Origin of the sequence: Dactylosporangium sp. NPDC050688, from assembly GCF_040654515.1 — a bacterium.
Taxonomy (GTDB): Bacteria; Actinomycetota; Actinomycetes; order Mycobacteriales; family Micromonosporaceae; genus Dactylosporangium.
Window position 1 is genome coordinate 61,429 of sequence record NZ_JBFAIC010000002.1, and the last position, 21,420, is coordinate 82,848.

General features: G+C 73.2%; 21 protein-coding genes. 6 read left to right on the forward strand and 15 right to left on the reverse strand.

Features of this window, described 5'->3' with window-relative positions; translation table 11 throughout:
* Window positions 1-69 precede the first annotated feature (69 nt).
* From AB0H83_RS02660 to AB0H83_RS02670, 3 genes are all read right to left on the reverse strand, one after another.
* Window positions 70-624 (reverse strand): hypothetical protein, encoded by a 555-nt coding sequence (locus AB0H83_RS02660; protein WP_360085721.1) that lies wholly within the window; start codon window positions 622-624, stop codon window positions 70-72.
* A 108-nt stretch (window positions 625-732) separates the two neighbouring features.
* Complete coding sequence (locus AB0H83_RS02665) at window positions 733-2,700, reverse strand: thioredoxin domain-containing protein (RefSeq protein ID WP_360085724.1); 1,968 nt, start codon at window positions 2,698-2,700, stop codon at window positions 733-735.
* A 198-nt stretch (window positions 2,701-2,898) separates the two neighbouring features.
* Window positions 2,899-3,258, reverse strand: coding sequence for a hypothetical protein (locus AB0H83_RS02670; RefSeq protein WP_360085727.1), 360 nt, complete (start codon window positions 3,256-3,258; stop codon window positions 2,899-2,901).
* Window positions 3,259-3,550: 292 nt separating this feature from the next.
* Between AB0H83_RS02670 and AB0H83_RS02675 the strand changes: the two genes are divergently transcribed.
* Complete coding sequence (locus tag AB0H83_RS02675; RefSeq protein ID WP_360085730.1) at window positions 3,551-3,949, forward strand: hypothetical protein; 399 nt, start codon at window positions 3,551-3,553, stop codon at window positions 3,947-3,949.
* Window positions 3,950-4,036: 87 nt separating this feature from the next.
* Here AB0H83_RS02675 and AB0H83_RS02680 read toward each other — a convergent pair whose 3' ends face one another.
* Both AB0H83_RS02680 and AB0H83_RS02685 read right to left on the reverse strand, forming a co-directional pair.
* Window positions 4,037-5,419 (reverse strand): hypothetical protein, encoded by a 1,383-nt coding sequence (locus tag AB0H83_RS02680; protein ID WP_360085733.1) that lies wholly within the window; start codon window positions 5,417-5,419, stop codon window positions 4,037-4,039.
* A gap of 121 nt (window positions 5,420-5,540) precedes the next feature.
* Window positions 5,541-5,885, reverse strand: a complete 345-nt coding sequence (locus tag AB0H83_RS02685) for a VOC family protein (RefSeq protein ID WP_360085736.1) — start codon at window positions 5,883-5,885, stop codon at window positions 5,541-5,543.
* A gap of 203 nt (window positions 5,886-6,088) precedes the next feature.
* Here AB0H83_RS02685 and trpB point away from each other — a divergent pair, with 203 nt between their 5' ends.
* Genes trpB through AB0H83_RS02700 form a run of 3 tightly spaced genes read left to right on the forward strand, consistent with a single transcriptional unit; the run spans window position 6,089 to window position 8,719 of the window.
* Complete coding sequence (gene trpB / locus AB0H83_RS02690; RefSeq protein ID WP_360086475.1) at window positions 6,089-7,246, forward strand: tryptophan synthase subunit beta; 1,158 nt, start codon at window positions 6,089-6,091, stop codon at window positions 7,244-7,246.
* Window positions 7,243-7,980: a tryptophan synthase subunit alpha gene (gene trpA / locus AB0H83_RS02695; RefSeq protein WP_360085739.1), complete on the forward strand. Its 738-nt coding sequence runs from the start codon at window positions 7,243-7,245 to the stop codon at window positions 7,978-7,980. Before trpB ends, trpA begins: the two co-directional genes overlap by 4 nt.
* 31 nt (window positions 7,981-8,011) lie before the next feature.
* Entirely contained in the window at window positions 8,012-8,719 is a 708-nt protein-coding gene (locus AB0H83_RS02700) for a GntR family transcriptional regulator (RefSeq protein WP_360086478.1), read from the forward strand.
* A gap of 549 nt (window positions 8,720-9,268) precedes the next feature.
* On the opposite strand, the gene AB0H83_RS02705 is transcribed toward AB0H83_RS02700, so the two are convergent.
* The 5 genes from AB0H83_RS02705 to mca form a co-directional block, all read right to left on the reverse strand.
* The gene (locus AB0H83_RS02705; protein WP_360085742.1) at window positions 9,269-9,931 is read right to left on the reverse strand and encodes a hypothetical protein; all 663 of its coding nucleotides are present in this window, start codon (window positions 9,929-9,931) and stop codon (window positions 9,269-9,271) included.
* A gap of 70 nt (window positions 9,932-10,001) precedes the next feature.
* Complete coding sequence (locus AB0H83_RS02710; RefSeq protein WP_360085745.1) at window positions 10,002-10,580, reverse strand: TIGR03086 family metal-binding protein; 579 nt, start codon at window positions 10,578-10,580, stop codon at window positions 10,002-10,004.
* Window positions 10,581-10,680: 100 nt separating this feature from the next.
* Window positions 10,681-13,113, reverse strand: a complete 2,433-nt coding sequence (locus tag AB0H83_RS02715) for a bifunctional diguanylate cyclase/phosphodiesterase (protein WP_360085748.1) — start codon at window positions 13,111-13,113, stop codon at window positions 10,681-10,683.
* Between the two features lie 186 nt (window positions 13,114-13,299).
* A complete protein-coding gene (locus tag AB0H83_RS02720) occupies window positions 13,300-13,539 on the reverse strand; it encodes a hypothetical protein (protein WP_360085751.1) in 240 nt (79 codons plus the stop codon).
* Between the two features lie 4 nt (window positions 13,540-13,543).
* Window positions 13,544-14,407: a mycothiol conjugate amidase Mca gene (mca, locus tag AB0H83_RS02725; protein WP_360085754.1), complete on the reverse strand. Its 864-nt coding sequence runs from the start codon at window positions 14,405-14,407 to the stop codon at window positions 13,544-13,546.
* 102 nt (window positions 14,408-14,509) lie between these two features.
* Between mca and AB0H83_RS02730 the strand changes: the two genes are divergently transcribed.
* Window positions 14,510-14,926, forward strand: coding sequence for a DUF4307 domain-containing protein (locus tag AB0H83_RS02730; protein WP_360085757.1), 417 nt, complete (start codon window positions 14,510-14,512; stop codon window positions 14,924-14,926).
* 85 nt (window positions 14,927-15,011) lie between these two features.
* The gene (gene greA, locus AB0H83_RS02735; RefSeq protein ID WP_360085760.1) at window positions 15,012-15,512 is read left to right on the forward strand and encodes a transcription elongation factor GreA; all 501 of its coding nucleotides are present in this window, start codon (window positions 15,012-15,014) and stop codon (window positions 15,510-15,512) included.
* Window positions 15,513-15,581: 69 nt separating this feature from the next.
* On the opposite strand, the gene AB0H83_RS02740 is transcribed toward greA, so the two are convergent.
* From AB0H83_RS02740 to AB0H83_RS02760, 5 genes are read right to left on the reverse strand one after another with little or no spacing between them, the layout of a single operon-like run.
* Complete coding sequence (locus tag AB0H83_RS02740; protein WP_360085763.1) at window positions 15,582-16,706, reverse strand: M48 family metallopeptidase; 1,125 nt, start codon at window positions 16,704-16,706, stop codon at window positions 15,582-15,584.
* A 9-nt stretch (window positions 16,707-16,715) separates the two neighbouring features.
* Window positions 16,716-17,942 carry a threonine ammonia-lyase gene (ilvA, locus tag AB0H83_RS02745; RefSeq protein ID WP_360085766.1) on the reverse strand — a complete coding sequence of 409 codons (1,227 nt, stop codon included), beginning with the start codon at window positions 17,940-17,942 and terminating at the stop codon, window positions 16,716-16,718.
* Complete coding sequence (locus AB0H83_RS02750; RefSeq protein WP_360085769.1) at window positions 17,939-18,727, reverse strand: hypothetical protein; 789 nt, start codon at window positions 18,725-18,727, stop codon at window positions 17,939-17,941. The genes ilvA and AB0H83_RS02750 overlap by 4 nt, the downstream gene beginning before the upstream one ends.
* Window positions 18,679-20,064, reverse strand: coding sequence for an amidase family protein (locus AB0H83_RS02755; protein WP_360085772.1), 1,386 nt, complete (start codon window positions 20,062-20,064; stop codon window positions 18,679-18,681). The genes AB0H83_RS02750 and AB0H83_RS02755 overlap by 49 nt, the downstream gene beginning before the upstream one ends.
* Before the next feature lie 42 nt (window positions 20,065-20,106).
* Entirely contained in the window at window positions 20,107-21,249 is a 1,143-nt protein-coding gene (locus AB0H83_RS02760) for a cystathionine gamma-synthase (RefSeq protein ID WP_360085775.1), read from the reverse strand.
* Window positions 21,250-21,420: the final 171 nt, after the last annotated feature.

Sequence of the window (21,420 nt, forward strand, 5' to 3'; positions counted from 1 at the left end):
GGCACCCCCGGTGCGGGGCGCCGCGGCCGGGCGCGGGTCACACCGCCGGGTGGCCGGGGTTGCCGTGCTTCATACCGCCGGTCCCTGTTTGCGCAGTTCGTCGACCTGGGTCATCGCCTGGCGCAGCTCGGCCAGCCACGACTCGGCGTGCTGCCCGACGAGGGCGACGCACCAGGCCAGGGCCTCGGAGCGGGACCGGGCCACGCCGGAGTCGACGAGGGTGTCCAGGACCTGCCGCTCGCGCTGCCGCAGGCGGGTCATCACCGGCGCGGAGAACGTGGTGAACAGCTCCTGGGTCTCGCCGACCCGCACGCCCCAGGCGACCTTGCGCTGGTAGCGCCGCTCAAGCTGCTGCGCGATGCCGATGCGCTGGTCGCGGGTGGTCTCCCGGAACCCGGCGATGCGGCCCTGCTCGGCGGCCGCGCGGTCGGCGTCGGTCGCGTCCTCGGGCAGCGGCGGGTCGCTGAGCCGGCCGACGATGGTGATCTCGTCACGGTCGATGGTGATCTCGGCGGGGCCGGTGAACCACGCCTCGGGCAGCGCGCCGCCGATCCAGGCGGGCGCGTCGGTGGCGGGCGGTGGCTCGCTGCGCGGGCCGCCGCGGGCCCATTCTCCTCGTCGCATCTGCTTACTCCCTTGCTCGTGCAACTCTGATTACACGATTACACCGTTACGAAGGCACGCCAAGGGAGGGCGTGTTCGCCCTGGGGAGAAACGGCGCCGCGGGACCGCTCAGCCGAGAGCGGCGACGAGGTCCTCGAGCGCGGTGACCGGCGCATCACACACGAAGTTGCGGCAGATGTACGCGGTGGGCCGGCCGTCGCGGTAGACCCGGCCCTCCAGCAGCGGCACCCCCGGCGCGCCGGGCGGGCCCGCCACGACCACGGCGCCCGGCGGCGCGTGCCACCAGGCGGCGGCGACGAGCGGGTCGGCGGGGTCCTCGGTGGCGATGGCGATCTCGTACGGGCCGGACAGCAGCGCCTCGCCGACGGCGCACGCGTAGCCGGTGAACCGGCCGTGCGTCGCGGCGACCAGGGCGACGGTGGCGAGGGCCTGCTCCGCCGCCTCCCGCCGCCCGGTGTCCGCGGTCAGCGCCGAGTACGCGACGAGCGCCGCGGCGATCGCGGAAAGCCCGGATGGGGTCGCGTTGTCGGTCACGTCGGCGGGCCGGCTCACCAGCCGCTCCGCGTCGTCGGCGGTGTCGAAGAAGCCGCCGGCCGGGTCGGCGAACCGGGTCAGGGCCACGTCCAGCAGCTGCCCGGCGAGGGTCAGCCACTCGCCGTCGCCGGTCGCCTGGTGTACCGCGCAGAACGCCTCAGCGACGGCGCCGTAGTCCTCCAGGACCCCGGCGGGCGCGCCGGCGACACCGTCGCGGGACACCCGCCGCAGCCGGCCGTCGACGATGTGCGTGCCGGCCAGGTAGCGGGCGGTGTCGACGGCGAGCCGGACGGCCTGCGGGTCGCCGTACACCTGGCCGAACTCGATCAGCGCGGTGATCGCCAGCCCGTTCCACGCCGCGACGATCTTGCCGTCCCGGCCGGGCTGGGGGCGCCGGTCGCGCGCGTCCTTCAGGCGCCGCTTGATGTCCAGCCACCGCTCCACGTTCAACGGGTCCTCGGGCAGCTGCAGCACCGAGGCGCCGTGCTCGAACGTGCCCTCCGGGGTCACCTCCAGCAGGTACCGGGCCCAGGCGCCGTCGATCTCGCCGAGGACCTCGTCGACCTGCGCCGGCGTCCACACGTACGTCAGGCCCTCGACCCCGTCGGTGTCCGCGTCCAGCGCCGAGATGAACCCGTGCCCGTCGTGCATCTCCCGCCGCAGGAAGCCGGCGACCTCCCCGGCCACCCGCCGCGCGGTGCCGCCACCCGCGATGCGGCCCAGCTGCACGTACACCCGCAGCAGCAGCGCGTTGTCGTAGAGCATCTTCTCGAAGTGCGGCACCGTCCACGTGCCGTCCACCGCGTACCGCGCGAACCCGCCGGCGAGCTGGTCGTACATGCCGCCGCGGGCCATCCGCTCGCAGGTGAACCGCACCATGTCGAGCACCTCGTCGTCGCGGGTGCGCTGGTAGTGCCGCAGCAGGAACAGCAGGTTCATGTGCGGCGGGAACTTGGGCGCCCCGCCGAACCCGCCGTGCTCGCTGTCGTACGCCTTCACCAGGCTCTGCGCGGCGGCGTCCAGGACACCCTCGTGCATCGGGTTGGCCGGCGGCTTCTCGGCCACCTGCCTGATCGCGCCCACCACCGCGGCGCTCTGCTTGAGCACCGCCTCGCGCTGGTCGCGCCAGGCGTCGGACACCGCCCTGACCAGCCGCAGGAACGCGTCGCGCGGGAAGTACGTGCCGCAGAAGAACGGCTCGCCGTCCGGCGTGGCGAACACCGTCATCGGCCAGCCGCCCTGCCCGGTCATCGTCTGCGTCGCCGTCATGTAGACCGCGTCGACGTCGGGCCGCTCCTCGCGGTCCACCTTCACCGGCACCGTCAGCTCGTTGACGACCGCGGCGACACCCTCGTGCTCGAACGACTCGTGCGCCATCACATGGCACCAGTGGCACGCGGCGTAACCGACCGAGATGAGCACCGGCACGTCGCGCCGCCGCGCCTCCTCGAACGCCTCCGGCGACCACTGCCACCAGTCGACCGGGTTGTCCTTGTGCTGCTGCAGGTACGGCGAAGTGGCGCCGGCAAGACGGTTGGCCATGCCTCCACCCTCTCACGCGGTCACGCGGTCCACCGCCGCTCAGGGTGACCGAGACCGCGTCCCGTCAGAGGTTGCCGCGTTGGTGACGGCTTGCCAGGTAGGCGTCCACCGCCTTGCGGGAGCTCCGCCAGATGCCGTCGGCCCCTTGCATCGCATTCAACCTGCCCCGGCGGGCTGCATGCCGGAGGGCTGGGAGGCTCAAGTCCGGCGAGGCGAGTGCGGCCAGCGGCACCAGCCTGGCCGGACCTCGCTGAGATTGAGGAGCCGGCCGTCGTGCCGGTCACCCGGCTCGAGGGCCTGCCCGTAGACCCAGCGGGCCGCATCCGCGTAGCCGCGCACCTCGTTGTACTCACGCAGTTCCTTGGCACCGACCGCACGCCCCTGGTCCAGCAGCGCTTGCACCTCCCGCAGCACCAGCGTGTTGCCCTCGAGCGCGGTCGAGTTGTGGGCCTCCTGATGCCAGATGTCGTCCCAGATGCTCTGCGCCTCATGCGGGCTGGGCAGCCCGCCGAAGCGCCCGTTCAGTTCGGCGATTGCCTGCTCGAGTCGCTCATACACGATGGCACGGCTGGGTCGCCCTCTTCCGGTCATCCTGATGCCCCCTCGCATCGCGAAAGTTGGTACAGCAGACCGCCCGCGAATTGTACTTACCAAATTCAGCCAGCGCCGCCCTACCACGAGGCGTTCAGCTTAGGAACTTCGCTCACTTTGCTGCAAATCCTTCGATCAAAGCAAAGAGCGCTGCGCCGCTTCCTACCATGTACAAACCATGTTTTACTGGACAGCGATGCCCTGTCTACTTGTTCTACTGTGTATGCGCTGATAACTTGCTTTCTTGCGAGGAGGCAGCATGGCGACGATCGAAGTGGACGGCGAGACGAAGCGAACGGTGTCCTTCGCCGCCCGGATGGCAGGCGTGACCGAGGGCGAGATCGTGCGTCGTCTGGTCGCCGGCAGCGTGGCCCGCGAGCAGGAGCCTGCTGGCGCACCGGCGGGCACGCCGATCTATGCCGACTATGCGGGGCATCGCACCCGGGCGCTCTACTTCGCGCCCACCCGGGTCGAGATCATCGATGGCCCGTTGAAGGGAACCTCATACAAGTCACCGACGGGCGCCGCCCGGGCGGTCGTCCGCCATTACAACGCCAAGGTCAACGACAACCGTAACGGGTGGGGGTTCTGGCAGCTGGATCAGGAAGGGCCGCGGACCTGGCTGCAGGCCATCCGCCCGACCGACTCGGAGGACTGACCGCGACTCGACCGCACGGCGCGGTCTCCGGTGCGACGGGTCACAGCAGCACGGTCCCGGGAAACACGCGTCTGTGACTGCCCGCGCTCACGCCGGAGGGCCGCCGGACACCACTGCGCGGACGGTGTCCCAGGGCATCTCCGCGACGATCCTGGTGAGGGCGTTGGACCAGGCGACGATCGTCTCGGGGTCGCCCGGCCCCTCGCACAGCAGGAACGAGCCCTCCACCCACCACGGCGGGGTGATGGCGAACGGCCGGCCCGCCGCCTGGCCGGCCGGGTTGAGCGCGGTGTGGGGGAAGTAGGGCACCAGGGCGGGCAGCGGCACCATCCACACGGTCTGCACCGGGTCGCTGCGGCGGGGTCTGCGCCGGTGCCGGTCGCCGACGAGCACCGGCAGGCCGTTGACGGTGCCCCTGAGCACGTCGTGCAGCTGCACCGACGGTGCGCCCTCCTGGACGCCGATGAGCCGCCGGCCGCTCTGCGGGCCGGGGACCGGCACGTCGAGCGCCGGCAGGAACTCCCAGCCGAGCCGGCCGGCCAGCCGCCGGCGGGCACGGGTGGGCGGCAGGGCGGGCAGGCGCTGGTACAGGCCGGCGACCACCGACACGATGCCCATCTCGGCGGCGAGGACCACGGTCGCGGTGACGTACTGGTTGACGTACGGCACCGCGCGGGCGACGGCGATCATCGTGACGATGCCGGCGACGGCCGCGAAGATCCCGCCGATCACGGCGATCCGGCCGTCGACCCGGGCGCCGATCAGGCCGATGCCGGCGCCGATGAGCAGGAAGCCGATGACGGCCGCCATCGGGCCCGGCAGGCCCGCCTTCGACAGCGGCACGGCGATGGCCGCGACGAGGGCGCCGCCGCCGATCACGGCGATGACCGCGAGGGCGCGGTCACTGAGGCCGATGCCCTGCGCGCCGCGCCCCGCGGGCCCGCGGCGCTCGGTCCGGACGAGCCGGCGGCGGGAGACCATCACCGCCTCGATCCGGTCGACGAACGTCGTGTAGTCCGGCTTGTCGGCGCCGGTGATGTCCAGCTCCCGGCCGTCGAGCGTGACCAGGCCGGCGGCGGTGGCCTTCGCCTCCTTGCGGCTGACGTACATCTCGTCGAACCACGGGAACTGCGCGGCGTCGGCGCGGCGGTTGCGGGTCCACACCAGGCCGTGCTCGAAGTGGTACACCACGACGTACGGCCGGAACAGCAGGTGGAAGGCGTATCCGGCGGCAGCCAGGCCGGCCAGCACGAGAAGCAGGAACAGCATGGCGAGCGGCTTCACCGCGAAGAACTGGCCCACCCAGTAGACGCCGGCGGAGGCGCCGAACAGCAGGCCGGCGATGACCAGGCCGCTGAGGCACTCCACCACCGGGTGGGCGCCCTTGTGCCCGGCGACGAGCGTGCCGAGCTGCTGCCGCGTGGCGAGCGCCGCCACCCGCGGTGGCACGCGGAACGTCGATGCGTCCATGGTCTCCCCCGTGACGATGGTGTCCGATCGACGCAGGACAGTACGCCATGTGGCGCAGAGCGCGCAGCCCCGCCGCCCGGACCGTCTCCAGTGGACGGACCGGGCGGGAGCTGCGCGGCTTTCAGGCGTCCTGGAGCAGGCCGAGGATGTTGCCCGACTGGTCCTTGACACTGGCGATGAGGCGGCCGCCGCCGACGTCCTGCGGGTCGGTGTGCGCGGTGGCGCCCGCGTCGACGAGGGCCTGCAGGCCGGCCTTGATGTCCTTCACGGCGGTGTACGCGACCGGCCCCGTCATGCCCTTGCGCTCCCCGTTGGGGTCGAGCCCGATCTCCTGGCCGCCGACGCGGAAGCCCACGTAGTAGGGCGAGTCCATGTAGGGCTCCACCCCGAGCAGCGTGGTGAACAGCGCCTTGGCCTGGGCGATGTCCTTGACCGGGTAGACGATCTGACCGAAACCGTCGCTCATGGAAGTTGTCTCCCTCGTGTGTCGTCGTGCTTCACCGGTACTGACGAACGCGCCGCCGGCGATGTGACCGGACCGGCTTGCCATCCCCGCCCGAGTCTGCCACTGTTCTAGAACAGTCACAACAGTTCTAGAACTCTTGGAGCGACGACACCATGGGTGATCTGCTGATCCGCCCGCACCGCCCGCCGGTGCGGGAGCGGCTGATGGACGATCCGGGGCCACTGGGCAGGTTCGGGGAGTATGGGGGGCGCTATGTGCCCGAGTCGCTGATCGGCGCCTGCCGGCGGGTCGAGGAGGCGTTCCGGGCGGCGTGGGCCGACCCCGCGTTCCGCAACCAGCTGGCCGGCCTGCTCGCCACGCACGTCGGCCGGCCGACGCCGCTGACGCCGGCGGTGCGGCTGTCCGCCGAGCTCGGCGTGACGCTGCTGCTCAAGCGCGAGGATCTGACGCACACCGGTTCCCACAAGATCAACAACGTGATCGGCCAGGCGCTGCTCGCGACGAGGATGGGGCACCGGCGGCTGATCGCGGAGACCGGGGCGGGGCAGCACGGGGTGGCGACCGCGACGGCGGCGGCGATGTTCGGGCTGGCGGCGACCGTGTTCATGGGCGAGCGGGACATCGAGCGGCAGGCGCTCAACGTATTCCGGATGCGGATGCTCGGCGCGGAGGTCGTGCCCGTGCGCACCGGTGCCCGCACGCTGAAGGACGCCACCAGCGAGGCGATGCGGCACTGGGTCGGCGCCACCGAAGACAGCTACTACTGCATGGGCTCCGTGCTCGGGCCGATGCCCTATCCGTGGATGGTGCGCGAGTTCCAGCGGGTCATCGGCGACGAGGCCCGCCGCCAGTGCGCCACCGCCCTGCCGGCCGCGGTGCCCGACTATGTGGTCGCGTGCGTCGGCGGCGGCTCCAACGCGGCAGGCACGTTCGCCGGGTTCGTCGACACCACCGCGAAGCTGGTCGGTGTGGAGGCCGAGGGCGGCGCCGGCGCCACCCGCGGCACCCTCGGCGTGCTGCACGGGGTGCGCTCGATGTTCCTGCAGGACGACGACGGGCAGGTCCTGGAGGCCCACTCGATCGCGGCCGGCCTCGACTATCCCGGCATCGGCCCCGAGCACGTCCACCTGCGCGACCTGGGCCGCGCGCGGTACGTGACGGTCGACGACGCCGAGGTGCTCGACGCGGTCGTGCGGCTCGCCCGCACCGAGGGCATCGTGGCCGCGCTCGAGTCCGCGCACGCCGTCGCGTGGGTGATCCGCGCCGCCGCCGACGGCACCCTGCCCGCCGGCTCGACCGTGCTGCTGACCCTTTCCGGCCGCGGCGACAAGGACATCTCCGCCCTGAAGGAGCTGCTGTGAAGCTGCCCGCCGACCACAAGATCCTGATGCCGTATCTCACCGCCGGCGCCGTCGGCGACTGGACCGACCACCTGCGGGCGCTCATCGACGCGGGTGCTGACGCGATCGAGATCGGCCTGCCGTTCTCCGACCCGACGCTCGACGGCGCGACCATCCAGGAGGCCACCCACGCGGCGCTGAGCCGGGGCACCACCCTGCGCGGCATCCTGACCCGCGTGTCGGAGGTGGCCGGCACCGTGCCGCTGGTCGCCAGCACCTATGCCAACCTCGTCGTCCGTGACGGCGCCGCGGCCTTCTGCGCGACCCTGCGCGACGCCGGCTTCGACGGACTGATCGTGCCCGACCTGCCGCTCGAGGAGTGCGCCGAGGCCGAGCACCAGGACCTCGACCTGGTGCTGCTGGCCTCCCCCGCCACCCCCGACGAGCGCCTCAACGAGATCGCCCGCCGCAGCCGCGGCTTCGTCTACGCGGTCACCGTCATGGGCACCACCGGCGAGCGCGAGACCCTCGCCGCGTCCGCCACCGACCTGGCGCGGCGGCTCACCGACCGCTGCGACCTGCCGGTCTTGCTAGGATTCGGCATCTCCAGCCCGGCGCAGGCCGCACAGGCCGCACAGCTCGCCGACGGTGTCGTCATCGGCGCCGCGATCATGCGCCGGGTGCTCGACGGCGCCTCACCGGCCGAGCTCGGGGGCTACCTCCGGTCGATCCGGGAGGCCATAGACGAAGGGTGAGCCGATCAATCCCGAGCCGCGGTATCGCAGCATCGCCGCCGACCTGGCCGAGAAGATCCGCGCCGGCCACTACGCGCCGGGCGACGCCCTGCCCGCGCAACGGGACCTCAGCCACAGCTACGGCGTGACCCTGATGACGCTCCGGCAGGCCCTGCGGCACCTCAGCGACGAGGGGCTGATCGTGCAGCAGGCCGGCAAGGGCACGTACGTGTCGCCGCCGCACCTCGCCTATCGGCTCGGATCCTTGCGCAGCCTCGCCGACGACCTGCGCGAGCAGGGCCACGAGGTGCGCACCAGGGTCCTGGACCGGACCCTGCGCCGCCCGCCGTCCGCGGTCGCCGTGCAACTGGGCGCCCCGGCGCTGCGCCTGGAGCGGGTCCGCGAGTTCGCCGGCCGCGCCGCCGTGCACCAGGTGTCGTGGGTGCGCAAGCCGTTCGGCAACCGGCTGCGCTCGGTCGACTTCGCCGCCAAGTCGCTGTACGCCGCGCTCGCCGACGCCGGGGTCGCCGTCGCCAGGGCCACCGAGACGATCCGCCCCGACGTCCTGGACGAGACCATCGCCGCCCACCTGCACGCCCCGCCCGGCACGCCGGTCTTCGTCAGCGACCGGGTCACGTACTCCCTCGACGACACCCCCGTCGTCACCGACCGCGCCGTCATCCTGGGCGACACCATGGAGATCCGCGCCACCCGCGCCGCCACCGGTCTGTCGCTGACCTGGACCGGCGCCCAACCGTAACCGTGCCGGGAAGCAACCCCGGCCATCCGCCCCGCCCCGGCCCGCCCCGGCCCGGCCCGGCCCGCCCCGGCTCGGCCCGGCCCGGCCCGACGCAGGATGCGGGCGCGCCCAAAAGGCACGCCGAGGCCGCGGACCATCGCGGGAGGCTTGGCCGCCCTCGCGCCAGCCGGACCATCGCGGGAGGCTTGGCCACCCTCGCGCCGGCCGGACCATCGTGGTGATCGAAGCCGCGTACCGGTCGTCTGGACGACCACGACGCGACTTCGATCAACCGGGCAAGATCCGCCGGTGGGCCAGTCGGCGGCCGCGACGGGATCGGCCACTGCCGCGACCCGCGGCACCCGACGCCGGGCAATGACACGCCGGTGAGCGGCCGGGCGCCGTCGTGCCCGCGCACCGATCCGCGTCATCCTGAACGACCCGTCCGCGCACCACGGCATCAAGATCCGCGTCAAGATCCGCCAGTGGGACGCCCGCAACCGCGTCGAGCTGTGGTTCACCCCGACGTCCTCAAAGCGCAACGCCGTGAACGTTCGGTGGTCAGAGCACCTAGACGTGGCCGCGCAGGGACTCGTCGTAGATGACTGCGGGTGGGGGGTCCAGCAGGTCCTCGGCGGCCCGGCTGAAGGTGCTCGCGTCCCGGCGCCGGTGGAGGGCCACCGTCACCGTGTCGCAGGACGCTCCCCCGGACAGCGCCGCCACCGCGCCCGCGGGGAGCAGGAACACCGCGCCGCGGGTGCCGATCGCGTGGTCCGTGGGGCGGGCGGCGACACCCACGACCGTGGCGTTGAGCACCGCTTCGCCGAGGGACAGGGTGGCCCGTTCGCCGGGGCGGATGTCGTGGGCGGCGGCGGTGCGTTCGTCGATCAGCAGCTGCCCGTCCGTCGCCGGGTACGTGCCCGACCGCACCTGTGACCAGCGCAGGCCCGGCCGGGTCGCGGCGGTCAGGACCGTGGCGCCGTTGAGCACGCCGCGGGTGGTGACGACGGTGACGCCGTACAGGGTGGTGCCGCACTCGACGGCGGCGGCCTGTGGCAGGGCGGCGATCCGGTCGACCTGGCGCGGGGTGAACCTGCCGACGAGCCGGACATCGGCGTCGCCGGGCAGGTCCGCGAACTGGGCCGAACCCTCGTGCCGGTCGAGGACCACGAACGCCGCGACCGCGACCGCAGCGACCACGAAGACGGCGCCGACCGTCCGCTCCCCGCGCATGCCGCAGACGGTACCGGAACCGTCACCCACGGTCGGCGCGCCACGCAGGCAGCGCGGTCAGGCAGCGGGGTCAGGCGGCGCGGCCCAGGTACCGCAGCAGGGTCACGGCCGGGCCGCCGGTGGCGGGCAGGGCGGCGGCATAGGCGCCGTACGCCCGCAGCGGCTCGACGATCTCCCGCGCGACCGGCAGCAGCCGCTCCGCGAGAGCGTCAGACAGCGGCGACGGCCGACCCGTGGCGACGGCGACGTCCCAGGCGTGCACGGCCGCGTCGAGCCCGCACGCCCCGGCGCCGAGCCAGCCGGCCATCTTGCCCTGCGGCAGCGGCGTGGGTGCCTCGGTGGCGTCGGCCGGGACGGTCGCCCAGGCCGCGGCCGACGCCTGCATGGTGCTTTCGACGTACGCCACGAACGCGTCCAGGTCGCCGTCCAGCTCGCCCGACGGGGCGAACGGGTCGAACGACGGCCAGCCCTGCCCGGTGATCGTCGCGGCGAATCCGAGCTGGTCGCCCGCGGCATGCTGCAGGACCTGGGTGACGTTCCACTGCTCGCACGGCGTCGGCAGCAGCAGGTCGCCCGGTCGCAGGCCGGCGAGCACCGCTCGCAGCGCTGCGTGCGACTGGTCCAGGACGGTCCAGGTGTTCGAGCTCATCGCGTACTCCTCAACTCGGTGGCTACGACCAGTCTATCAGAACGGAATGTTCCATTCCAATATTAGAGCACGGAAAACCCCGGGCGGCCGCGCTGTCGGGTTACCCGGCGCCCTCGGCGCGCAGGTGCCGACGCTGGACCTGGCGGCGCTCGCGCAGGACGGAGGCGAGCCGGTCGGCCGGGAGCGGCGGGTGGAACAGGAAGCCCTGCGCCGCGGTGCAGCCGAGCGCGGCCAGGGCGGCACGCTGGTCGGGGTTCTCCACGCCCTCGGCGACGACCCGCAGCTCGAGCCGGAGCCCCAGCTCGACCGTGGCCCGCACGATCGCCTCGGCCTTCGGCGAGTCGATCATCTGCGCGACGAACTCCCGGTCGATCTTCACCTCTTGTACGGGCAGCCGCGTGAGCACCGTGAACGACGAGAACCCGGTGCCGAAGTCGTCAACGGCGAGCTGGACGCCGAGGCGGCGGATCCGGGCGAGCACGTCGTCGATGACCGGCGACTTGGACAGCATGACGGTCTCGGTGATCTCCAGCACGAGCAGCTCGGCGGGGAGGCGGTGACGGCCGAGCAGGTCGCCGATCACCTCGGGCAGCTGCCGCTCCAGCAGGCTGCGGGCGGAGATGTTGACCGACACCGGCACGGCCAGCCCGGCCCGGCGCCAGCCGGCGGCCAGTCCGATGGCGCGGTCCAGGACCCACTTCGTCAGCGGGCCCATCAGCTCGCTGGCCTCCACGATCGGCAGGAACTGGCCGGGGGCGAGCAGGCCGCGCCGCGGGTGCTTCCAGCGCACGAGGGCCTCGACGCCGGTGATCTGCTGGGCGCCGGGGGCGAGGGACACGGCGGGCTGCAGATCGACGGTGAGCTGCCCCTCGGCCTGCAGCGCCTCGCGCAGCTCGGCGAGCAGGGCGAGGCGGTCGGTGCTCGCGTCGTCGCGGGCCGGGTCGTACCAGGCGACCGGCTGGATCGCGTGCTTGGCCTGGTACATGGCGATGTCGGCGCGGCGCAGCAGCTCGGTGAGGTCGACCTCGCCGGCGGCGGCGACCACCACGCCGATGGATGGCTCCTTGGACAGCAGCACCCCGTCGACGCGCATCGGCACGGCGAGCTGGGCGGCGAGCTTGCGGGCCCGCTCGACGGCCGCGGCGAGGGCGAGGTCGGCGCCGCCGGTGTCGAGGTCGGTGATGAGCAGCGCGAACTCGTCGCCGCCGAGACGGGCGAGCAGGTCGCCGGTGCTGCCGGCCTCGGCGACCCGCCCGGCGATGACACGCAGGACCTCGTCGCCGGCGGCATGGCCGAGGGCGTTGTTGACCTCTTTGAAGTCGTTGACGTCCAGCAGCAGCAGCGCGACAGGGTCGTCGGCGCCGCGGCGGCGCAGCATGGCGTTGCCCCGCGACAGCAGCGCCGCGCGGTTGAACAGGCCGGTCAGCGGGTCGTGGATGGCGTCGTACGTGGTGCGCTCGCTCATCGTGCGCAGCTCGTCCTGGGTGACCGCGTCGCGCAGCGCGGCGGCGAGGGCGTCGCCGAAGGCGTCGAGCATCCGCTGGCTGCGGGGGCGCAACCGGCCGAGGCCGGCCAGCTGCAGCTCGCCGACGGTCACCGGGCCGACGGCGAGGGCGTGCGTGACGGCGGTGCCGGTGCTCGCGGCGCCGAAGGCGGCGCCGCCGGCGAGGACGACCCGCGCGTCGGTGACGCCGAAGAGGCGCCGGGCGCCGTCCACGCCGGCCTCGGCGGTGCCGCGCACGTCCAGCCGGTTGAGGTCACGGGCCGCCTCGGCAAACTCGTGCCAGGTGCGGCGCTCCTCGCGGTCGCCGATGCGGCTGGCGTACAGCTGCTGCAGCAGCCACAGCACGGGCGGCAGGAGCAGCAGCATGAGCATGTCGGTGAAGCAGGCCCAGACGACGACCAGGCCGACCGCGATGTTGCCGACGACCATGAGGAGCTTGCCCCGCAGCAGCTCGACGGCAACGGCGGCCGGCCGGCCGCCCCGGACGGTGGCCACGTGCGCGCCGACCAGGCCGACCGCGACCAGGGAGTACACCAGCGCGCCGGCGCACAGCGCGACGACGCCCCGCTGGGTGAGCGGCACCCCGTGGACCGGCTCGACGAGGACGGTGGCCGCGGCGGCGAGGCTGCCGGCGACGGTGAGCGCGGAGACGCTGTAGAGCAGGTCACGACGGCTGCGGACGCGGCCGGCGCGGGCGTCCACGACGCGCAGGACGCTGTGCGACACGGCGACGCCGCCGGCGACGACGAGCGGGATCGTGGCGGGTGGCAGGTTGACGCACAGCACGACCATCGCCGCCTCGCCCCAGGCGAGGGTGGCGTGCCCGGCGCCGGCGCGCACCCGCAGGCGGGCGAGCTGGGCGAGGACCACCACGCAGAAGCCGGTCGCGACCGCGGCGAGGACGCCGGTCGAGGCGCCGACCGTGTGCGCGGCGGTCGGGATCCCGGCGGCGAGCGCCCCAGCGACGACCACGCTGACGGCAGCGGCGGACGCGACCGCGGCGGTGAGCCGCGCCGGAACGGGCCTCATCGATGCGCCGAATCGATGAACGACAATGACGCTAAGCGGTGGTCCGCGTGCGCAGCGTAAGCAGGTATGTGGACAAACGGGGTGGCCACCATCTGCCTCCCTTCCCTGCCCAACAGGGAGACGCGTCCGGGTAAAGGAACGCGCACCCCGTGAAGGCTAAAGCACGGAAGAAAGGCACAACAGTGGTCAGTGCCGCGATTCTGGCTGCGGCCCGCCACTGAGGTCATGCTCGTCGGACGACGTGGCGGGTTTGTCGGGATCCGGGAACTCGGCGGGCAGGCGGCGGATCCGCGCGGTCATGTTGCGGATCAGCAACACCGTCGCGATCGCGAGCAGCACGATGATGAGCAGCCCCATCGGGCCGGCCAGACCGCCCGAGCGGGTGTCCCCGAAGTTGTTCTCGGCGAGGAACTGCAGGGCTTGCATACGTCTACCTTACGCCCGCGAAGAGATCGTCTTCCGGCGTGCGGGTGTCGACGTGCGACCTCACCAGCTCGTAGTCCTCGGTGGGCCAGATCTTCTGCTGGATGTTGAGCGGGACCGCGAACCAGAAGCCGTCCGGGTCGACCTGGGTGGCGTGCGCTCGCAGCGCGTCGTCGCGGGCCTCGAAGAACTCGCCGCAGGGCACGCGGGTGGTGACCCGGTCGCCCTTGTCGTCGCGCTCCTCCCACCGCTGCAGCCACTCCGTGTAGGGCGACTCGCCGGTGGCCTCGATCATCGCCTCGTGCAGGGCGAGCATGCGGGCCTTGGACCAGCCCATGTTGTAGTAGAGCTTCAGGGGCTGCCACGGCTCCCCTTGGTCCGGGTAGCGGGCCGGGTCGCCGGCCGCCTCGAACGCCACCATGCTCACCTTGTGCGTCATGACGTGGTCGGGGTGCGGATAGCCGCCCTCCTCGTCATACGTGGTGACCACGTGCGGGCGGAACGAGCGGATCAGCTTGACCAGCGGCGCCGCGGCCTCGTCCGGGTCCATCAGGCCGAAGCAGCCCTCGGGCAGCGGCGGCAGCGGGTCGCCCTCGGGGAAGCCGGAGTCGACGAAGCCCAGCCAGGCCTGCTGGACGCCGAGGATCTCCCGGGCCCGGTCCATCTCGGCCCGGCGGATGGTCGCGATGTTCTCCCAGACCTCCGGCCGGTCCAGCTTCGGGTTGAGCACGCTGCCCCGCTCGCCGCCGGTGCACGTGACGACCAGCACCTCGACGCCCTCGGCGGCATAGCGCGCCATCGCGGCAGCGCCCTTGCTCGACTCGTCGTCGGGATGCGCGTGCACCGCCATCAATCGCAGTTGCTCGCTCACGAGCTCTCCTCAAGGTGTCCGTCAACCCCGCTGCCGGGGCGCCCCGGGTTACGACCCTATTGTGGTCGGTACCTCCGACGAAACGACGAGGACTGTCTTCCCGTGACCGAGACGCACGCCACAGCCAAATACCCGCCGGGCCGCTACGGCCGCCGCCGGGAGCCCCGGCCGCGCCGCACCTGGCTGATCGCGCTCGTCGCCGCCCTGGCCGCGGTCGCCGGGGTGCTCATCGCAGTGAGGCTCTTCCAGCAGTACGGGCCGCAGGAGTACGAGCCGCAGGTGCAGCGGTTCTACGCGATCAGCGACGACGGCATCACGGTCGACTTCGTGGTCCGCAAGGACGCCGCGAAGGAGGCGACCTGCCGGGTGAGGGCCCGTTCGGCCAGCGGCGAGGAGGTCGGCCTGGCCGAGGTTGACGTGCCGGCGGGCGCGGAGGCGCCGGTCACCTACCGCCTGGCCACCAGCGACCGGCCGGTCACCGTGGAGGTCCCGGCCTGCGGCCCGCGCCGCACCCGCTGAGCACCCAGCTTTTTCCATGCCATTGGTGATGCGGCTCACTGGTACTTTGGTGGTTTGACCGAGCGTGCCCGTGAGGAGATCTTCAGTGCCGACCACCGACGGCGACCAGGGGACAGTCTGGCTGTCGCAGGAAGCATATGACCGGCTGCAGGCCGAGCTGGATGAGCACATCGCCAACCGGCCAGCGCTTGCCGCGGAGATCAACGCACGCCGCGAAGAGGGCGACCTGCGCGAGAACGGCGGCTATCACGCCGCCCGCGAGGAGCAGGGCAAGGCCGAGGGCCGGATCCTGTACCTGAAGGAGTTCCTGCGCAAGGCGGTCGTCGGCGAGGCGCCGACGAGCAACAAGGTCGCGCCCGGCACCGTCGTGACGATCCAGTTCGACGACGACGAGGACGACACCGAGACGTTCCTGCTGGGCTCCCGAGAGATCGCGGCGACGACGGATCTCACCGTTTACAGCCCCGAGTCCGCGCTCGGCAAGGCCATCCTCGGCGCGGGCAAGGGCGACCAGGTGAAGTACACGGCCCCGAGCGGCGCCGAGATCAAGGTGAAGGTCATCGCCTTCGAGCCGTTCGCGGGCTGAGCCCCTTCGCCGGCCCCCGCCTGCGGAAGGGCCACCAGATTGCGGCCGCGCCCCGTCCGGGGCGCGGCCTCACAATGCCTTGAGGGTCCGCGCCGAGCTGGCACTGTGCCTGGCCAGCTCGGCGTCGATCCGCTCGTTGCGCGCCGCGTCGAGCACCAGGGCCGCCGACTCTCCCGCGGTCGCCTCGACCAGCCGCGCCCGCAGCCCCGCCGGCGGATGGGTGGCGAACAGCGCGATGTCGCGCTCCGTCGCCGCCTCCCGCCGCGCCGTCAGCTGCGGCCGGATCTCCGCGAGCAGCTGCCGGGTGGTCTCCGGCCACTCGGCGACCGGCCGCCCGGAGCGGGCATCCCGCTTGATCAGCATCGCCAGGCTGTCCCGCGCGACGAACACGTCGAGCAGGTCGACGGTGGCCGCCCGGCCCGCCAGCCGCGCCGCGACCAGGTCCGCGCGGTACTCGGCGCGCTGCCCCTCCCGCAGCGCCAGCACGGCGAGGGCGGTACGCGGCGCCCACAGCAGGGCGCGCAGCACGGCCTTCACCACGTTGAGGATCGGCACGACGACCCAGTTGACCAGGAACGCATTACGCCAGCCGTCGGTGTCCCGGGTCGGCTCGGGCAGCAGCAGGGCGTCGAGCTCGGCGAGGGTCGTCAGCGACGGCTGGACCAGCAGGCCGCGGCGCGGGTCGCCGTTGACGAAGTGACCGAGCTCGTGGCCCAGCAGCGCCATGCGTGACTGCCGCGGCAGCGCGTTCCACAGCGGCAGCCCCAGCACCAGCACCGGACGGCGGCGCAGGCCCACCATGTCGGCCTGCGCGCCGAACTCGTCGCCCTCGACATAGACGCGCGGGACCGGCGCACCGAGCGCCGCCGCCGCCTCACGGACCAGCGCGTGCAGCTGCGGCGCCGCCGCCTCGGTCACCTCGGTCGCGTACTTCGGCACCCGGCCCGTGCGGGGCCGCAGCAGGACCGCGAGCACGATCAGGCACAGCCCGGCGACCGCCCCGGGCACCGAGACCGTGCACAGCCAGACACCGGCGCCGAACAGGGCCAGGATCAGCGCGTACAGCAGCAGCGAGGACACCACGAGCACCATGGATCCGGCGGTCGTGGTGCGGGCCGCCCCGTCGCGGAACGCCTCGAAGGTGGCGAGGGCGTGGCGGCGGGCGGAGCGGCGCGCGAGCCGGTCGAAGATCACATCGATCTTCTACGCGCCGAACGTCACCGTGTACCCAGCCGAACGGAGCGCGTTGACCAGCCGGTCGGAGTGTTCGGAGCCGCGGGTCTCCACCGACAGGTGGATCTCGACCTCGCCGAGCTGCAGGCGGGGGTCCTGGCGGCGGTGCGCGACGTCAACGACGTTGGCGCCGTGCTCGGCGATCAGCCCGAGGATCTTCGCCAGGTGGCCGGGGCGGTCGCCGCAGCGCACGGTGAAGGTCAGGTAGCGGCCGGCGGCGGCGAGGCCGTGCTCGATCACCCGCAGCATGAGCATCGGGTCGATGTTGCCGCCGGACAGGACCGCGGCGACCGGCGTCTCGACCGTGACGGCCCCGGCGAGCAGCGCCGCGACGCCGACGCTGCCGGCCGGCTCGACAACGGTCTTGCCGCGCTCGAGCAGCATCAGCAGCGCCCGCGAGATGTCCTCGTCGGTGACCGTGACGACCTCGTCGACGAGCTTGCTGACGTGGGAGAACGTGAGGTCGCCGGGGCGGCCGACGGCGATGCCGTCGGCGATCGTGCCCAGCGCCGCGAGCCGGACCGGGCGGCCCGCGCGCAGCGACTCCGGGAACGCGGCGGCGCCGGCCGCCTGGACCCCGACGATGCGCACGTCCGGGCGCACCGCCTTGACCGCGGCGGCGAGTCCCGAGATGAGGCCGCCGCCGCCGATGCCGGTGACGATGGTCCGCACGTCGGGCAGCTGCTCGATCAGCTCCAGGCCGAGGGTGCCCTGCCCGGCGATGATGTCGGGGTGGTCGAAGGGGTGGATCAGCACCGCCCCGGTCCGCTCGGCGAACTCGTTCGCGGCCTCGAGGGCCTCGTCGACGGACGTACCGGAGAACTGGACCGCGGCGCCGTAGTTCTTCGTCGCGGCGATCTTGGGCAGGGGCGCGCCGACCGGCATGAAGACGGTGCTGGTGGTGCCGAGCAGGCCGGCGGCGAGGGCGACCCCCTGGGCGTGGTTGCCGGCGCTGGCCGCGACCACGCCCCGGCGTCGCTCGTCGTCGCTGAGGCGGGCGATGCGCACGTACGCGCCGCGGACCTTGAACGACCCGGCGCGCTGCAGGTTCTCGCACTTGAGCCAGGCGGGACCGCCGAGCTTCGCGGTGAGGGGCCGGCTGGGCTCGACCGGCGTCCGGCGGATCACACCCGACAGCAGGTCACGTGCCGCTTCAATGTCAGCGAGCGTCACGAGCTCAAAGGGGACGTCGGTCATTCCCTGATCGTGCCACCCACCGCCACCGGCAGCACCACCGTCCAGTCGTCATCCGTGGAGCGAAGCGCCCGCAGGGTCGCCCGTGGCACCGCCGAGCCCCGGATGCGGGCGACGCGACCGTACTGCGCGCTGGTCACCCTCGCGATCAGCACCAGGGCGGACACGGCCGCGACGACGCCGAGCACCGCCCCCGGCAGGCGCAGCAGCAGCTGCCGGCCGAACAGGTGCGACACCAGCGCCCCGTCGACGGTCCCGCCGGCAGCGACCCGGTCCCGCACGGCGTCGATCTCGCGCAGGTTGTCGAGGCCGGCGAGCGCGCCGAGGCCGACCGCGGCCAGGGTGACCAGCAGGCTCAGCCACCACAGCCAGGTCAGCACCGACATCCTGCGGCGCAGTGCCGGGGCCCGGCCGACGCTGCCGAGGGCCACGTCGCGCAACGGCACGGCGGAGCCGGTACGGATGCCGAACGCCACCAGGTTGGACCTGGCCCGGCGGGCCCACCCGGCGAACGCCGCCCACGCGGTGAGGACGGCGGCGGCGAGCACGGCGCAGGTGCCGAGCCGCACCGCGCCCGCGACGGCGCTCGCGTCGCCGCCCGGCCGGTGCGCGGCCCAGATGTCGGCGAGCGGGAGGAACGCCACGCACAGGTGGGCGAGGGCGGCCGCGGCGACGGCCAGCATCGCCCCGGTCGCCCAGCTCGAGATGGCCTTGATCTGCCGTCCGGGCCGCCCCACCGTCACCGCCGGGCGGCCATGCGCGGCCAGCCGGGCGCGTGCCGGCGCCACGGCGCGGCCTGCTCGACCTGCCCGGCGAGGGCGAGCAGCAGCAGCTCGGAGCCCGGCGGGCCGACCAGCTGGACGGCGGCCGGCAGGCCGTCGGAGCGCACGCCGACCGGGATCACCACCGCGGGGAACCCGGCGAAGTTCCACGGTGCGCTGTAGGGCGCGTACCGGGTGTTGACCAGCATGTTCGCCGACCACGAACGCTCCGACCAGCGCTCGGCGCGCGGCGGCGGCCCGGCCAGCGCCGGGGTGACGAGGACGTCGAAGCCGCCGCCGGCGAACCAGTTGTGGCAGCGCTCCCGCCACTCGTCGCGGTCGGCCTCCCTGACCAGGCCGCGGCGCAGGGCCCGCTCGCCGAGGCCGGCGTGGCGGCGGGTGCGCCGCTGCAGCCGGGCCGCGTCCAGCCCGGCCGCGTCGGCGTGGGCGCCGGCGAACCAGGTGGCGAGGACCCTCACCGCGAGCGCGGGCGGATACACCGGGTCGGCCCGCACGGCGTCATGGCCGAGGCCGAGCAGCAGCCGCCCGGCGTCGCTGAGCCCTTTGCGCGCGGCCGCGTCAGGAAACACGCCGGCGGCGGGGCTGCGCGGCGACACCGCGATCCGCAGCTTGCCCGGTGCCTGCAGAGCTTCAGGGGTACGGCCGGCGAGGACGGCGAAGCCCAGCGACGCGTCGCCGACGGTGGTGGCGAGGATGCCGTTCTCGGCGAGGCCGTGCCAGTCGTTGGTGCCGATCCCGGCGGGCACCACGCCCCGGCCGGGCTTGATCCCGACGAGCCCGCAGCACGCCGCCGGGATCCGGATCGAGCCGAGCCCGTCGTTGCCGTGCGCGATCGGCACCAGGCCGGCGGCGACCGCGGCGGCGGACCCGCCGGAGGAGCCGCCGGGGGTCCGGTCGGTGCGCCACGGGTTGCGGGTGATCCCGTCGGCGTCGTCGGTGAGTGCCCAGATGCCCAGCTCCGGCATCTTCGTCACGCCGACGACGATCGCGCCGGCCCCGCGCAGCCGCCGGACCACCTCGTGGTCGTGCTCGGCGACCGGCCCGCGGGCCGCCGCCGAGCCGTTCCACGTCGGCAGGCCGGTGACCGCGACGTTCTCCTTCACCGCGATCGGCACCCCCGCGAGGGACAGGTTGCGCAGCTCCGGCTGCTCGTCGACGATCTCCGCCTCGGCGATCGCCTCCCCGGCGCGTACCTGCCGGAACGCGCCGATCACCCGGTCGTACGCGCGGATCGAGTCGAGATGGTCGGCGACGACCTCCGTGGCGGACGTGTCGCCACGGCGCACCGCGCGGGCGATCTCCCGCGCGGTGGTGCCGACCCAGGTGGTGGAGCGGTGCAGCATCTGAAACACCTTTCCGGCCGTCGATGGCTGGTGCTCAGTGTCTCAACGAGCGAGCGCCTGCTCCAGATCGGCGAGGAGGTCGTCGATCGTCTCGATGCCGACGGACAGCCGGACCAGGTCGCCCGGCACCTCCAGGGGCGAGCCGGCGGCGCTGGCGTGGGTCATCCGGCCCGGGTGCTCGATCAGCGACTCCACACCGCCGAGGGACTCGCCGAGCACGAACAGCTTCGCCCGGTTGCAGATCTCCACGGCGGCCTCCTCGCCGCCGGCGGCCCGGAAGCTCACCATGCCGCCGAAGCGGCGCATCTGCTTCGCGGCGATCTCGTGCCCGTGGTGCTCGGGCAGCCCCGGGTACAGCACCTGACGCACGGCCTTGTGCCGGGACAGGAACTCGACGACCTTCTCGGCGTTGTCGCAGTGACGGTCCATGCGCACGCCGAGGGTCTTGATGCCGCGCATCGTCAGCCACGCGTCGAACGGCCCGCTGACCGCGCCCATCGCGTTCTGGTGGAACGCGAGCCGCCCCAGCAGCTCCTCGTCGTCGCCGACCAGCGCGCCGCCGACCACGTCGGAGTGCCCGCCGATGTACTTCGTCGTGGAGTGCACGACGACATCGGCGCCGAGGTGCAGCGGCTGCTGCAGGTACGGCGAGGCGAACGTGTTGTCGACGACCAGCAGCGCGTCCCGGTCGTGCGCGACCTGCGCGAGCGCGGCGATGTCGGCGATGCCCAGCAGCGGGTTGGTCGGCGTCTCCAGCCACACGATCTTCGTGCGGTCCGTCATCGCCGCCCGGACCGCGTCGACACTGTGGATCGACGCCGGCGTGAACTCCAGCCCCCACCGCTCGGCGACCTTCGCGAACAGCCGGTACGTGCCGCCGTACGCGTCGTCGGGGATGACCACGTGGTCGCCCGGCCGGCACACCGTGCGCAGCAGCGTGTCCTCGGCGGCCAGGCCGGAGGCGAACGCGAGCGCCCGGCGGCCGCCCTCGATCGCGGCGAGGCACTCCTGCAGCGCGTCACGGGTCGGGTTGGTGGTCCTGCTGTACTCGTAGCCGCGCCGGGGGTGGCCCACCGCGTCCTGCGCGTACGTGCTGGTCTGGAAGATCGGCGGGACCACCGCACCGGTGGCGGGGTCCGGCTCCTGGCCGGCGTGGATGGCAAGGGTCTCGAAGCCGTGCGTCATGGACCGACCATAGTGCGGGACAAGGTGAGCCGGGTCACGGGCCACCGGATCCGCACCCCGGCAGCCGTAATGTCTCGGTAAGGCGGCTCGCCGTGGCGCGAGGGACACTGGAGACCTCACGTTCGTTAGGAGCTGATCGTGTTCCCGTGGTCCCGCAAGCCGCTCGACCTG